Annotated in this window: 12 protein-coding genes; 5 read left to right on the forward strand and 7 right to left on the reverse strand. The window is 64.4% G+C overall.

The window, feature by feature from the left end; translation table 11 throughout:
- Positions 1–15 precede the first annotated feature (15 nt).
- The gene (locus tag ACVWVY_RS00005) at positions 16–2,691 is read left to right on the forward strand and encodes a flavin-containing monooxygenase (RefSeq protein WP_456624480.1); all 2,676 of its coding nucleotides are present in this window, start codon (positions 16–18) and stop codon (positions 2,689–2,691) included.
- A gap of 52 nt (positions 2,692–2,743) precedes the next feature.
- Here the strand turns inward: ACVWVY_RS00005 and ACVWVY_RS00010 are convergent, their stop codons facing one another.
- The gene (locus ACVWVY_RS00010) at positions 2,744–3,154 is read right to left on the reverse strand and encodes a TfoX/Sxy family protein (RefSeq protein WP_456624481.1); all 411 of its coding nucleotides are present in this window, start codon (positions 3,152–3,154) and stop codon (positions 2,744–2,746) included.
- A gap of 129 nt (positions 3,155–3,283) precedes the next feature.
- On the opposite strand from ACVWVY_RS00010, the gene ACVWVY_RS00015 reads away from it, so the two are divergent.
- The 3 genes from ACVWVY_RS00015 to ACVWVY_RS00025 all read left to right on the forward strand — a co-directional run bounded on the left by ACVWVY_RS00015 (position 3,284) and on the right by ACVWVY_RS00025 (position 5,135).
- Positions 3,284–3,661 (forward strand): nuclear transport factor 2 family protein, encoded by a 378-nt coding sequence (locus ACVWVY_RS00015; RefSeq protein ID WP_456624482.1) that lies wholly within the window; start codon positions 3,284–3,286, stop codon positions 3,659–3,661.
- Between the two features lie 37 nt (positions 3,662–3,698).
- A complete protein-coding gene (locus ACVWVY_RS00020) occupies positions 3,699–4,199 on the forward strand; it encodes an L-2-amino-thiazoline-4-carboxylic acid hydrolase (RefSeq protein WP_456624483.1) in 501 nt (166 codons plus the stop codon).
- Positions 4,200–4,283: 84 nt separating this feature from the next.
- Positions 4,284–5,135: a phytanoyl-CoA dioxygenase family protein gene (locus ACVWVY_RS00025; RefSeq protein ID WP_456624484.1), complete on the forward strand. Its 852-nt coding sequence runs from the start codon at positions 4,284–4,286 to the stop codon at positions 5,133–5,135.
- Between the two features lie 21 nt (positions 5,136–5,156).
- Here ACVWVY_RS00025 and ACVWVY_RS00030 read toward each other — a convergent pair whose 3' ends face one another.
- Positions 5,157–6,821, reverse strand: coding sequence for a flavin-containing monooxygenase (locus ACVWVY_RS00030; RefSeq protein ID WP_456624485.1), 1,665 nt, complete (start codon positions 6,819–6,821; stop codon positions 5,157–5,159).
- Positions 6,822–6,990: 169 nt separating this feature from the next.
- A complete protein-coding gene (locus ACVWVY_RS00035; RefSeq protein ID WP_456624486.1) occupies positions 6,991–7,722 on the reverse strand; it encodes a gamma-glutamylcyclotransferase in 732 nt (243 codons plus the stop codon).
- Positions 7,723–7,921: 199 nt separating this feature from the next.
- Here ACVWVY_RS00035 and ACVWVY_RS00040 point away from each other — a divergent pair, with 199 nt between their 5' ends.
- Entirely contained in the window at positions 7,922–9,514 is a 1,593-nt protein-coding gene (locus ACVWVY_RS00040; RefSeq protein ID WP_456624487.1) for a gamma-glutamyltransferase, read from the forward strand.
- 40 nt (positions 9,515–9,554) lie between these two features.
- On the opposite strand, the gene ACVWVY_RS00045 is transcribed toward ACVWVY_RS00040, so the two are convergent.
- The 4 genes from ACVWVY_RS00045 to ACVWVY_RS00060 all read right to left on the reverse strand — a co-directional run bounded on the left by ACVWVY_RS00045 (position 9,555) and on the right by ACVWVY_RS00060 (position 13,550).
- Positions 9,555–10,592, reverse strand: a complete 1,038-nt coding sequence (locus ACVWVY_RS00045) for a methyltransferase (RefSeq protein WP_456624488.1) — start codon at positions 10,590–10,592, stop codon at positions 9,555–9,557.
- 41 nt (positions 10,593–10,633) lie between these two features.
- Positions 10,634–11,596 (reverse strand): Bug family tripartite tricarboxylate transporter substrate binding protein, encoded by a 963-nt coding sequence (locus ACVWVY_RS00050; RefSeq protein ID WP_456624489.1) that lies wholly within the window; start codon positions 11,594–11,596, stop codon positions 10,634–10,636.
- The gene (locus ACVWVY_RS00055; protein WP_456624490.1) at positions 11,586–12,155 is read right to left on the reverse strand and encodes a MarR family winged helix-turn-helix transcriptional regulator; all 570 of its coding nucleotides are present in this window, start codon (positions 12,153–12,155) and stop codon (positions 11,586–11,588) included. The genes ACVWVY_RS00050 and ACVWVY_RS00055 overlap by 11 nt, the downstream gene beginning before the upstream one ends.
- 102 nt (positions 12,156–12,257) lie before the next feature.
- Positions 12,258–13,550 carry an NAD(P)/FAD-dependent oxidoreductase gene (locus tag ACVWVY_RS00060; protein ID WP_456624491.1) on the reverse strand — a complete coding sequence of 431 codons (1,293 nt, stop codon included), beginning with the start codon at positions 13,548–13,550 and terminating at the stop codon, positions 12,258–12,260.
- Between the last annotated feature and the right edge of the window lie 9 nt (positions 13,551–13,559).

The raw sequence follows: 13,559 nt of genomic DNA on the forward strand, positions 1-13,559 counted from the left end.
CACGGGAGGAATAGCATGGCAGACGCAGCGGTCGCAGCACGTTCTTCTGAATCGACGAGCAGTGGCACGACCCAACAGGTCGATGTCGCCGTCGTCGGCGCCGGATTTGCCGGCCTCTATCTCCTGCATCGCCTGCGCAAGGCCGGCTTCTCGGCTGTCGTGATCGAGGAGGCCGGCGACGTCGGCGGCACCTGGTACTGGAACCGCTATCCCGGCGCACGCTGCGACATCCAGACCATCGACTACAGCTACACGTTCGATTCCGAACTGGAGCGCGAATGGACCTGGTCGGAAAAATACGCGACGCAACCGGAAATCCTGCGCTATTTCGGCTTCGTCGCCGATCGTTATGACCTCCGTCGCGACATCCGCTTCAGCACCAGGGTCGAGGCCGCGAACTGGGATGACACCAGCGAGCGCTGGCAACTCGTCACCGACAACGGCGCGAGCGTATCCTGCCGCTATTACATCATGGCCACCGGCTGTCTCTCCACGCCAAAGCCGCCGGAGATCGACGGCGTCAAGGATTTCAAGGGCGCGGTCTATTTCACCGGACGCTGGCCGCATGATGGCGTCAATCTCGCAGGCAAGCGCGTCGCCGTGATCGGGACCGGATCATCGGGCATCCAGTCGATTCCGCTGATCGCCGAGCAGGCTGCGCATCTGACCGTGTTCCAGCGCACCGCGAGCTTTGCCCTGCCCGCGCATAACGGTCCGGCGCCCGACGATCGCAGGACCTATTTCGAGGCTGACCGTGCTGCCTATCGTGAGCAGGCGCGCTGGTCGCTCGCCGGCGTGCCGTATCCGCAGGAGACGGCGGTGAGCTGGCAATTGAGCGATGCCGAGCGCCGCGAGCGCTTCGAGAAAGCGTGGGCTGCCGGCGATCTCGTCCACATCCTGACCCAGCTCTGGGCTGACCAGGGCGTCGATTTCGACGGCAACGCGCTGATCGGCAAGTTGATTCACGAGAAGATTCGGGCCGTCGTGAAGGATCCCGACACTGCCGCGGCACTGAGCCCGCATGACCATCCATTCGGCGCCAAACGGCCCTGCCTCGATACCAACTACTACGCCACCTACAACCGTCCCAACGTCACGCTGGTGAATCTGCGGCAAGAGCCGATCAAGGCCGTCACCGCCTCCGGCATCGTCACCGACAAGCGCAGCGTCGACGTCGACGCCATCGTGTTCGCCACCGGCTTCGACGCCATGACCGGCGCGATCATGGCGGTGCATCCGATCACCGGACGGGCCGGCAAGTCGTTGTCGAGCGTCTGGGCCCAGGGACCGCAGACCTATCTCGGCCTCACGGTCGCGGGCTTCCCCAACCTCTTCATGATCACCGGTCCCGGCAGCCCGTCGGTGCTGTCGAACATGGCGGTGTCCATCGAGCAGAACGTCGACTGGGTGGTCGATCGGCTGGCGGCGTTGCGCGAGGCCGGCTTCACGACCATGGAAGCAACTGAAACCGCGCAAGCCGGCTGGGCGCAGCACATGGCCGACTGCTCGATGATGACGCTGCACCGGCTGGCCAACACCTGGTACACGGGCGCCAACGTTCCCGGCAAGGCGCAGAGCTTGATGCCCTATACCGGCGGCGTCGGCCCCTACCGCAGCATCTGCAACGAGGTCGTCGGCCGCGGCATGCTGGGCTTCAAGCTGTCGGGCCCCAATGTCGCCGAGCAATGCAACGATGGCGAGGTGGTTCGCCTGCAGCCGGACGTGCGGCTGGTGCTGGGCATGCTGGCGGAAATGAACCTGCCGCAACTCGAACAGCTTGGCGCGCAAGGCGCGCGCGACTTCGTCACCGAATTCAACAAGGGCCGGCCTGCCGGTCGTCCCGTCGGCGAGGTCGGCAGCGGCGCGCTGCAAGGCGCCGACGGTCCGCTGCCCTATCGCCTCTATCGGCCGGCAACGCCGGGGCCACACCCGATCGTGGTCTATTTCCATGGCGGTGGCTGGGTGTTCGGCGACGAGCAGTCCGACGATCCGTTCTGCCGCGACATCTGCCGCCGCAGCGGCATGATCGTGATCAGCGTCGGGTACCGCCACGCGCCCGAGCATCGCTTCCCGGCGGCGGCCGAGGATGGTTATGCGGCGACGCGCTGGATCGCCGAGCATGCGGCCGAACTCGGCGGCAAACCGGGACCGGTGCTGGTCGCAGGCTGGAGCGCCGGCGCCAACATCGCCGCCGTCACCTGCCAGCTCGCGCGCGATCGCGGCGGCCCGCCAATCGCAGGCCAGCTGCTGGTGTGCCCGGTCACCGATTGCAGGTTCGACCGCTCGTCCTACACCGACAATGCGGCCGGCTATTTCCTGACGCGATCGATGATGTTCTGGTTCTGGGACATCTACTGCTCGCCCGCCGACCGCACCGATCCGCGCGCCTCACCGCTGCGCGGCAATCTGACGAACTTGCCCCCGGCGTTCGTGGCAACCTGCGAGTTCGATCCGCTGCGTGACGAGGGCATCGCATATGCCGAGGCCATGGCTGCCGCCGGTGTCCCGGTCGAGCAATTGCAGGCGCGCGGCCACATCCATACGTCCCTGATGATGGTGGACGTGGTGGTCACCGGCGTCAGCGGACGCGCAAAGATGGCGGAAGCGCTGCGCGGCTTTGCGGGACTGCCACGGAACTTGAAAGAGAGCGAGGACCTCTCGCCGATCGCGGTCAACGCTGCCGCGGGGTAACGCGCAAGGCAACGACGGCCTGTCCTTTGAGCGGCCTGAAATTTTAGTCCGCTCACGACGGGCGTTTGCGTTGCCTTGACGCGGTGGGCTGCTTTGGCGCCGGCCGCTTGGCCGCAACCCGGTGTGCGGCCGCCAGCGCGGCGCGCGCCCACGTGATGAACTCGTCGGGCTCATCGAACAGCCGGTCCGGCACGCGCCAGAATGCGAGGTCTATCATCTGGCCCTGCTTCGCATAGTTGAGCGGCGGAAATGCCTCGGCTTCCCTGAACGTCTCCCGGTTCTCTTCATCCACCCGGAAATAGAGCGTGTTCTCCGTCACCATACCCAGCATCACCCCGTCGCAGAACACGCCGGTCTTGCCGAACATGCCCCGCAGGGTGACGCTGCCGAGCGGCGCGAGCTGCTCGCGCAGAAACTCGGCATAGGTTTCGCTGGCAACCATCTTTAATCCGGCCTGGTTCAAACCCGGTTACGCCGCTGGTTCGCGGCGTCCGGCAGACTGTCATGCAATAGATTTTCTACGTCAACCTCCCGCTGGATTTCGCTTATTGTCGCCGACGCCACCAAAACAAGACATCGGAAGCCAAATCTCATGACAGACGACGCAAAAGCCATCGAAGGCGTGATCCAGTCCTACCTCGACGGTCTCCACGAGGGCGACGCCGACAAGATTGCCAGCGCCTTTCACCAAACCAGCGCGCTGACCAGCGTCGCGGACGACGGCGAACTGACGATCACGCCGCGCGACGTCTGGCTGAACAACGTCCGGAACAGGCCGTCGCCGAAGCAGCGGGGCCTCTCGCGGCACGATGAAGTGCTGTCGATCGACCTCGTCGGTCCGACGATGGCCTACGTCAAGCTCAAATGCGCAATCCCTCCGCGCTTCTTTACCGATCAACTGTCGCTGTTGAAGATCGATGGCCGCTGGCAGATCGCGCAAAAGGTTTTTATGACCGAAACGCGGGAATAGCCTGCCGCAGGCCGGGCCATATGGAAGGAAGCCCGCGATGAACGTACTCGATGATTACATGGTCGATTCCCACCTGTCGCTTCTGGACAGGACGCGGATCCAGGCCCAGGTGCTGGTGCCGGTGCTGCAAGCGTTGCGCGCGGAACTGGGCCGGGAAAGGGCCGACGCGATCGTAAAGGACGCGCTGCGCGACTGGTCGAAGCAATTGTTCGCCGCCGTGGGCGAGCGTGTTGAGGGTAGCGCACGGCGCAAATGGGCGGCCATGCACACCGCGCTCGCCGAAGTCACCGAACGCGAAGTGACGGTCGAGATGATCAGGCACGATGAGGAGGCGCTGGAATTCGACGTCACGCATTGCCGCTTCGCGGAATTCTTTCGCGCGCTCGGCGAACCGGAACTCGGCGCGCTGCTGGTCTGCGCCACCGATTTCGATATCGTTGCGGCCGGCGGCAGCGAGGTCGGCCTCACGCGCGACGAGACCCTGATGCAGGGCGCGCCGAGCTGTACGTTCCGCTACAGGTTCGCACCGCGATCATAAATACCTCGTGAAAAGCGCTTTCAATTGCGTATGATGTCTCGCAAGGAAGCCGTGGTCATACCGGCTCGCAAAGGGAGAGCGCCGATGGCAGCGACAGCGGAGCAAGCAGCGCCCTGGCTCAACGGGCGATCATTCGCCGCCTGGCGGGAAGAGTTCGACCGCAGCGGTTACCTGATCTTCGAACGCGTTCTGCCTCCCGAGCGTGTCGCTGAAATCCGCGCGGCGCTGGCGCCGCATCTGGCGCGCGATCTGCTCGGCCGCAACGATTTTGAAGGCACCAAAACCAATCGCGTCTATGCCCTGCTGGCGAAATCGCCTGTCTTCGCCGAGCTCGCGATCCATCCGCTTGCCATGGCCTTTGTCGAAGCCGAACTCGGCGAGAGCTGCCTGCTGTCCGCCCTGCTCGCGATCAATCTGCATCCGGGCGAGACGGTGCAGCCCTGGCATTTCGACGACAGCGGCGCAAAGATTCCCCGGCCTCGTCCCGCGCTCGGCATCAGCACCTTCTGGGCGATCGACGACACCACCGAGCAGAACGGCGCCACCGAAATCATTCCGGGAAGCCATTTGTGGGATGGGCAATATATCGCGGGCGCGATACAGCCCGCCCATTTCACCAACGAAGCCGAGCATGACGAGGGTGACCGGCCGGACGCCGTCAAGCTGATCATGCCGTCGGGATCGCTGGCCATCACCAAGGGAACGCTGTGGCATCGCGGCGGCGCCAACCGGTCAGACCGGCCGCGCCTGATCATCACGCCGCAATATTGCGTGGGCTGGGTGCGGCAGCTCGAAAACATGGCGCTCGCCGTCCCCGCCGACGTAGCGAGCCGATTGCCGGAGCGCGCCCGCGAGCTGATCGGCTATTCGATCCATCCGCCATTCATGGGATATGTCGACGGCGTTCATCCCCGGCGCCTGCTGCGGACGCACTGACGGTAAGCCTCTGCGCGCGCCCTACTCCGCGGCGGTCGCGGACCTCACTGATGCCCGCGCGTCCGCATCGAACACGATGCCCTCATAGCCCTTCTGCGCGACGTCGGTGATGGCGGCGACGTATTTCGGCGTGCCGCCATTATAGACGAGGTAGCGGGTCTTGCCGTGCTCGTGGCCGGGGATGTTGGAATTGTAGCCGGTGAACCATGACTTGGCTTTGCGCATCAGCATGATGGCGTACATCTTCGTCACATGCGCGGTCCAGCGCGCCTGCGCTTCGGCGGTTGGTTCGGCGCGCGTGTAGCCGCGGCGCCAGATGTGCTCGAGCAGGCCCATGCACCAGCCGACACCGTTCTCGATGCCGCGCGGAAAATTCGTCGAGGCCGAACCGCTTTGCGGCCCGGTCGGCATCAACAGGTTCGGAAAACCATGCGCCATCATGCCGAGAAAGGTCGAGGGGCCGTCGCGCCATTGCTCGGCCAGTTTCACGCCGCCAACGCCGGTAATGTCGATCGCATCGAACGAGCCGGTGATGGCATCGAAGCCGGTGGAATAGACCAGGATATCGAGCTCGTAGTCGCGCGCGCTGGTGCGCAGGCCGCTCTCGGTCACGCGATCGATCGGGGTCTCGCCGATGTCGACGAGGTGCACATTGTCGCGGTTATAGGCCTCGAAGTAATTGGTCTCCAGCGGCACCCGCTGCACGCCAAAGCCGTGATCCCTCGGGATCAGCTTTTCCGCCGTCACCGGGTCCTTGACGCGCCGGCGGATGCGGCCGGCGATGTAGGCGGAAAATTCGGCGTTGGCCGCCTCGTCGGTAAAGATCTCGCGAAAGTTGCTCAGCCAGATGCCGAAGCCGGGCTCGTCATAGAGCTTGTCCCACAGTGCGATCCGCTCCTCGGCCGTGACCTCGTAGAAACCGCGCCGGTCCGGCTCATGCTCGAAGCCGCCGGGCGTCCGGGTGCAGGCGGCAAAAATCTCGTCGTAGCGCGAGCGAATATCGGCCATCTCAGCTTCGGAGATCGGACCGTTATTGAGCGGCGCGCTCCAGTTCGGACGACGCTGAAACACCGTGAGTTCGCCGACCTTGTCCGCGATCTCGCCGATCACCTGGATCGCGGTCGCACCGGTGCCGATGATGCCAACCTTCTTGCCGGCGAGGTCGACCGGATCATGCGGCCAATGAAACGTGTGGAACGAGCGGCCCTTGAACGCCTCCATGCCTTCCAGCCGCGGCAGCGTCGGTATCGACAGCAACCCGACCGTGAGAATGACGAACCGGCAGGTCAGTTCGCTTCCGTCGTCGAGCCGGAGCCGCCACAGATGACCGGCCTCGTCGAAGGCCGCCGCCTCAACCTTAAGATTGAACCGCATGTATTTGCGAAGATCGAACTTTTCCGCGACGTAGTTCAGATAGCGCAGGTTCTCCGGCTGCGCCGAAAACCGCTCCTTCCAGTGCCACTCGTTGAGCAGCTCCTTCGAGAAGGAATAGCCGTAGGTGTAGCTCTCGGAATCAAAGCGCGCGCCCGGATAGCGGTTCCAGTACCAGGTTCCGCCGAGATCGGGGGCGGCATCGAGCACAAGGGCATCCACCCCGAGATCGGCCAGCCGCTTGATCTGGTAAATGCCCGACACGCCCGCGCCAACGACGACGACCTCGTAATGCGGCTTGATGTCCCCGGTCATGCGCGGCTTCCCCATTGTTGTTTCTTGGACGATCTTGGCGCAGTCGGGTTGGACTATACTCAATAATTCGCGTCGTGCACTTGCGTCAGGATGCCGGGTTGCATTGCAAAACCGGTCCGCTCAAACATTGTTTGAAGCGGAGCACGGTGTCGCCTCTCGACGGGCTGCATCACATATCCGGCGTGACGCCGATCTCGGCGTGGAGCTGCGCGACATAAGGGTCCTCGATCCCCAGCGCGTCGAGTTGCGTCGCCAGCTGCACGAGGTATTCCCTGTTGGTGCCGAGGATGCCCTTCCCGCTTGCAATCATCGCCGCGGTCTCCGCAAACGGCAGTTCGCCGACATAGCTCGGGTGCGAAGGGTTCGAGACGAAGGCAAGTGCCTCGATCGGCCCCTGCGGCGTTGTCATCGGCACCATCGCCGGTGCATAGCCGCCGCGCAGCATCTCGCGGCGCCACAGGATCGCCGTTTCCGCATGAACGGAATCGGCAGCGATACGGAACGCCAGCCCATGGCAACGTCCTTGCTGCGGCTCCAGCGAAAGCATCAGCGCCGGATGGTCCTGCGAGCCCCGGCCGAGATTGATCTTCAGCGTGAAGCGGCGCTGATAGCCCTCGACGTCGGCGAGCCGGACTTCGGCAAAATGAAATCCGGGGTCCCACATCAGCGAGCCGTAGGAATAGATCCAGAGGTCGTCTCCCGCCCTGTGATTGCCGAGCACCGCGAGCCGTGACGCCTCGATCACCTCGTCCGACAGCCGCCAGCCCTCGGGCCATCCCGCGGCCCGGATGCGCTGCTCCCACATCGCAAACATCTCCGGCGTCAGGCGCAGCCGCGATTTTTCCGGATGCGTCACGCGGGTTCGAAGCTCGGGCAGGTGAATGAATGCGTCTGCAGTCAAGCCGGCATGCTCCTTTGGCGATGCGACAATCCTCGGCAATGTGCCATTGTCGGTCCCTTGGCGCCAACCTTGAAGACGAACGAATGTGGTCCCCTCGCATGTTATTCTGTCATGGCTCGCCCAGGATTTTTAGGGTGTAATGCAGCTCACCCCGACCACGCCCCACCCGCAAACTTCCCCACGATATCGAAGGCATCCGATGCGCGACCAGTTCTCCAATACGCAAGCGATCCGCAAACCCGCGGTTACCTCCAAAGGCGGCATCGTCGCCGCCCAATCCAGCAAGGCTGCGCAAGTCGGCGCCGAGGTGCTGGCCGCGGGCGGCGACTGCGTCGACGCCGTGATCGCCACCACGTTTGCGCTGGGCGTGCTGGAGCCCTGGATGAGCGGGCTCGGCGGCGGCGGCGCGATGGTGCTCTACCGGGCGCGCGAAGACCGCTATGAAGTGATCGACTACGGCATGCGCGCACCGCGCAGCCTGCGGCTCGAGGATTATCCGCTGACCGGCGACGGCGCGGCATCGGATATTTTTCCCTGGCCGCGCGTCAAGAACGACCGCAACATTCATGGCCCCGGCTCGATCGCCGTCCCCGGCGTGGTGGCCGGCATGGAGGAAGCGCATCGTCGCCACGCCAAACTGCCGTGGAAGGAATTGCTGGCGCCGAGCGTCAAGCTCGCCGGTAAAGGCCTTGCGGTCGACTGGTGGACCACGCTGATGATTTCGAGCGCGGCTGCGGACTTGCGCCGCTACCCCGCCAGCGCCGCCGCCTATCTGCAGGACGGCCTGCCGCCAAATCCGCAATGGGGCATCAAGTCGGAGGTCCGCATGCCGCAGGACCGGCTCAAGGCCACGATGGCGCAGCTCGCGAGTGCCGGCCCGCGCGACTTCTACGAGGGCGATCTGGCGAACAGCCTCGCTGCCGACATCCAGGCCGCCGGTGGCGCGCTGTCAGTCGAAGACCTCAAGCCGTTCCGCGCTCATCTGCGTGAGGCACTGGCCATTCCCTATCGCGGCGGTCAGGTATTCGCGACGCCAGAACTTACCGCTGGTCCAACGCTTTCGCGCACGCTCGGTCTTCTGCAGCAAAATCTCAAGCCTGCGCGCGGCGGACCGGATGCGGCGGCCTACGTCGCTTACGCATCGGCACTGCAGGCGGCCTATCGCGAGCGCCTGAAGGACATGGGCGATGAAGACGGCAGGCGTTCGCTCGGCACGGAAGCGCTGGCGCCGGCCTGCACCACGCATTTCTCGGCGGTCGATCGCGACGGCAACATGGCCGCGGTGACGCAGACGCTGCTGTCGACCTTCGGCTCCAAATTCGTCTCGAGCCAGACCGGCATCACCATGAACAACGGCATCATGTGGTTCGATCCCGCGCCGGGCGCGCCGAACTCGCTGGCGCCAGGCAAGCGTTGCATGACCAACTACACGCCGGTGCTGGCGCAGGCGGCCGATGGCCGGCGCGCTGCCATTGGCGCTTCCGGCGGCCGGCGCATCCTGCCGGCGGTGAGCCAGCTGCTGTCCTTTGTGATGGATTACGGCATGGACCTCGATGCGGTGATCCACCAGCCGCGCATCGACGCCAGCGAAGGCGCCGTCGTGATCGGCGATGTGCGCCTGCCTCAGGCCGCGCACGAGGCGCTGGGCGCGCGTTTCGATTACGAAAATGCGCGCATCCAGACCCTGCCGATGAAATTCGCCTGCCCCAGCATCGTGCTGCGCGACGGCGACACCAACAGCGGCGCGACCGAGGTGTTCCAGCCGTGGAGCGAGGCGGTGGCGGAGGGATGAGGCGAAGCGAGCCCGCGTGATCGCTTAAACGCCCTTGGCCTCACCCGCGCTTCGCCGCGATGACGCTGATTTCCGATCCTGGCAGCGGCGTGATGCGTTCCAGCGAGAGACCGGCGGCCGCAAATAGCTGTCGATATTCCTGCTCGGTGCGCTGCTGCCCGCCAGGCATCGCGAGCATGTTCATGTCGGCCATGGCGATCCGCTGGTGGATCGGCGTCGCCTCCATCCTTTCCGGCATGACACGCACGATCAGCAGGATCTTGCCGGCCTGGTGCATGGCGTTACGGCAGTTGCTCAGGATCGCGATACTTTGCGCGTCGTTCCAATCGGGGATGACGTATTTCAGAACGTAGGCATCGGCCGCCTCAGGCACCGAGCGGAAGAAATCGCCGGCGATAATTTCGCATCTCGCGGCAACGCCCGCATCGGCAAGGTTCTGCTGTGCCTGCGCCATTCCGCTGGGCAGATCGAAGACCGTGCCGAGGACGCCCGCATTGGCAGCGAGAATGGCAGCCATCAATGCGCCATTGCCGCCACCGACATCGACGATGTTCCGGAACTGGGAGAAGTCGTAGGTCGAAACCAACAGCTCGGTAATCCGCCTGGTGTTTTCGGCCATAGCCGCGTTGAAGATAGCAGCCTGCTCTGGATTGGCGGCGAGATATTCGAAACTGCCTACGCCGTAGACACGACGCGTGCCGGATTCGCCGGTTCTCACGCTGTGAAGCAGCTCGCCCCAGGATCTCCAGGCACGCTCGCCGCCGAACATCAAGGCGAGGTTTCGCATCGAACCGGGTACATTCGATCGGAGTTGATTTCCCGCAGCTGTCAAAGCAAAGCGTCCAGACTCGCATTCTTCGACCAGGCCGATGCTTGCGAGGGCGCGCAGCAGCCTGCGAAGCGGAACCGGTGCCGCATCGATTTCCTGCGCCAGGGCGTCGGCCGTCTTCGCCCCGGTTGCAAGCAGATCGGCAATGCCAAGCTCGGCCGCCACATGAACCACACGCGCGGGCATGTAGCCGGTGATCAACGGCCACAAGGTAGCCGGCGAGGTGGCACTTCCTTCCGATGCGGACATCGTTCACCCTCCTCGGATCGGTTCCCGCGGCCGCGCCGCGGTTAGCGCGCGGTCTTGTTTATCGATACGATCTCGCGCACCTTGGTGCGCTGCTCGTCAATCGCACTGGCAAACTGCGCGGGCATCAGGACGCGGACCTTAACGCCGACCGCCTGCAGCCGCGCATTAACCTCCGAATTCTCGCCGACGGCAGCGACGTCATCAGCGATCCTGTCGCGAACGGCGGTTGGCAAGTCGCGTCCGCCGAAGAAGCCCACGACGCCGTCGAAAGTAAGTTCGGGGAATCCGGCTTCTATCGCGGTCGGCACATCAGGCGCGATCGGCGAGCGCTGCCGGTTGGCGACCATCAACAGCCTTGCCTTGCCGCTTGTAACCGCCGGCAGCATGCTGGTAGGCGCCGTCACCAGCACCTGAATACGGTTTTCGGCGAAATCCTGCAGTGCGGGCGTGAACTCGCGATACGGCACCTGCGTCAGCGCCAGCCCGTTCTTCTTCTGCAGCGCCAGGAAGATATATTGCGGCAAACCCGCAGTGGCAGCCCAGTTGAAGCGCTCGGGAGACGCCCTGGCCGCCGCGATGAACGAGTCGATCGATTGCACCCCCGTCGGCGTCGACACCGCAATGGCGAAGAAATTATCGATCGCCGCCGCGATCGGCACGAGGTCTCGAACGGGATCGTAAGGCAGTTTCTCGTGTATCAACGGGTTGATTGAGATCGGACCCGCGAATGAAAACAACAACGTGTGGTCATCGTGGGCACTCACGAAACTTGTGACGCCCGCGATGCCGTCAGCGCCAGGACGATTTTCGACGATCACGGATTGTCCCCACCGTCGGGAAAGCCCTTCCGCAAACAGGCGCGCGGCGAGATCCGTGGCGAGACCGGCAGGGAGCGGCACAATGATCCTGACCGTACGCTGCGGCCATAGTTCGGCGCGAACCCGTTGCGAAGGGCCGACAATGGCCACCACAAACAGGAATGCAAGGAGTACGCTACGTGGCATGGCCCGGCCTCGCTTCGGTCAGAGCTGCCTTGACGGAACCGCGCTTGCGCCGTCCGCCCCCGGGGCGCGCGTGGGTTCGATTGCCTTCCACCACACGCACCAGCATGTCCAGAAACAGCTCTTTTTCCTCAGCCGTCAGCGAGGACAGGATCCGATCGTTGACCTGACGAATTTTGGCGCGATGATCGCGGTACAGCTTCCTGCCCCCAGGCGTTATGTAGAGCTCGCGAGCCCGACGATCGGCGCCATTCACCGCCCGCGTCAGAAGACCCCGCGCTTCGAGCTTGTCGGCGATCAGGCTGACATTGTTGCGGTCGATCCCAAGCGCTTCAGACAGCGACTGCTGGCTGATGCCGGGCACATCGTCGACGAACACCAGCAAGGCATACTCAAGCTGCACCAGGTCGGCCTCTTTCAAGGCCGTGGTGATCATGCTCAGGCAGACTTGCTGAAGCCGTCGCACCAGCGGAGCCAATATGCGGCGGATGGGAACGCCGTCGTGCCCGACGATCAGCGCCGACGGCTTGTCTCGCAAAGGGGTTCTGGCAGTGGGACGCATGATCTTCTCACCCCTACCGTCAAATATTTGATGATCATAATTATGAGTATTTGGGTTGTCAATCTGCTTGTTGCGCGCGCAGGTAACGAGGGTGCGACTTTGCTAGATCCCGAGCCGGTCCCGCACCCGCCCCGCCACGACGGCGGCGGTGACGCCGATCGGCCAGAACGCATGCAACGCCATCGGCTTGATGCCGGTAACGGGCATGTCGATCTCGGCATTCTTGCCGCCGATCAAACGCCGCGCGAGCTGCCCGCCCATCGCGGTCGAGAGTGCGACGCCGCGGCCGTTGCAGCCGAGCGAGATCAAGAGATTCTCCGCCGGTTCGTGCACGTGCGGATAATGATCCGGCGTGATCGCGAGCCGGCTGTTCCAGCCGTGCGTCCAGCTCACGCCCTTGAGGCTCGGCCATAGCCGTTCCGCATAGCGCATGAGATAGGCGACATCGGCAGGCTTGCTGATCCAGCGCATCGGCCCGCGCCCGCCCATCAACAACCTGTTGTGCTGATCGATGCGGTAATAGACCGTGATGTGACCGCTCTCGTACAGCACCGGGCGCGTCGGCATGATCGCGCGCGCAACGGCGTCAGACAGCGGCGCGGTAGCGGCGATCGAGGAGAATACCGGCACGATGGTGCGGCGCAGGCCCGGCCACAAATCATCGGTGAAGCCATTGGTCGCCAGCAGCACCTTTTCGGCGCGCACGATTCCGCGTGGCGTTTCGATGCGCCAGCCGGCGCCTTCACGCGACAAGGAGAGCGCCGGCGTCTCGCCATGGACGGCAGCGCCGGCCGCCAGCGCGGCGCGCGCCAGCCCGCGCGCGTAGCTCAGCGGATGCAGGTCGCCGCCGCGATTGTCGAGCATGGCGCAGAGATAGCGGTCGGCACCGGTCATCGCGCGCATCTGCTCGCGGTTCAGCAGCGTCACCGGCATGCCGCGGCGGATGCACTGCTTCGCAGTGCTCTCGATTGCCGCCGCGCTTGCTTCATTGTAGGCCGCGCGCAGCGTGCCGTTCTGCCGCGCCTCGCAGGGAATCTGGTAGCGGCGGATCAGGTCGAACGTGTAGTTGGTGGTGCCGTAGGCAAACGCGATCATGCGGCCGCCGAGCTCAGCGCCGAAATCCGCCTCGATCCGGTCCGGGTCGTGCTTGAGGCCCGGATTGACCTGGCCGCCATTATTGCCCGATGCGCCCCAGCCCGGCTGCTGCGCCTCCAGCACGGTCACGTCGACACCCTGCTCGGCCAGGTGCAGCGCGGTGGACAGCCCGGTAAAACCGCCGCCGACGATCGCGACCGAAACTTTTTTGTCCGCATCGAGCGGCGGCGTCGGTGTCGGCGCCACCGCCGTATCGGCGTAAAGGCTCGGTGGCAGCGGCAGAGTTGTGGGCGCGTTCATGGATCGTAA

Source organism: Bradyrhizobium sp. URHC0002, from assembly GCF_054059515.1.

What these genes read in the sequence shown, in the direction of transcription:
- ACVWVY_RS00020 (WP_456624483.1), top strand. Translation starts at nt 3,699, where the DNA reads ATGAACGTACTCGATGATTACATGGTCGATTCCCACCTGTCGCTTCTG.
- ACVWVY_RS00055 (WP_456624490.1), bottom strand. Translation starts at nt 12,155, where the DNA reads ATGCGTCCCACTGCCAGAACCCCTTTGCGAGACAAGCCGTCGGCGCTG.
- ACVWVY_RS00025 (WP_456624484.1), top strand. Translation starts at nt 4,284, where the DNA reads ATGGCAGCGACAGCGGAGCAAGCAGCGCCCTGGCTCAACGGGCGATCA.
- ACVWVY_RS00045 (WP_456624488.1), bottom strand. Translation starts at nt 10,592, where the DNA reads ATGTCCGCATCGGAAGGAAGTGCCACCTCGCCGGCTACCTTGTGGCCG.
- ACVWVY_RS00060 (WP_456624491.1), bottom strand. Translation starts at nt 13,550, where the DNA reads ATGAACGCGCCCACAACTCTGCCGCTGCCACCGAGCCTTTACGCCGAT.
- ACVWVY_RS00050 (WP_456624489.1), bottom strand. Translation starts at nt 11,596, where the DNA reads ATGCCACGTAGCGTACTCCTTGCATTCCTGTTTGTGGTGGCCATTGTC.
- ACVWVY_RS00005 (WP_456624480.1), top strand. Translation starts at nt 16, where the DNA reads ATGGCAGACGCAGCGGTCGCAGCACGTTCTTCTGAATCGACGAGCAGT.
- ACVWVY_RS00030 (WP_456624485.1), bottom strand. Translation starts at nt 6,821, where the DNA reads ATGACCGGGGACATCAAGCCGCATTACGAGGTCGTCGTCGTTGGCGCG.
- ACVWVY_RS00015 (WP_456624482.1), top strand. Translation starts at nt 3,284, where the DNA reads ATGACAGACGACGCAAAAGCCATCGAAGGCGTGATCCAGTCCTACCTC.
- ACVWVY_RS00040 (WP_456624487.1), top strand. Translation starts at nt 7,922, where the DNA reads ATGCGCGACCAGTTCTCCAATACGCAAGCGATCCGCAAACCCGCGGTT.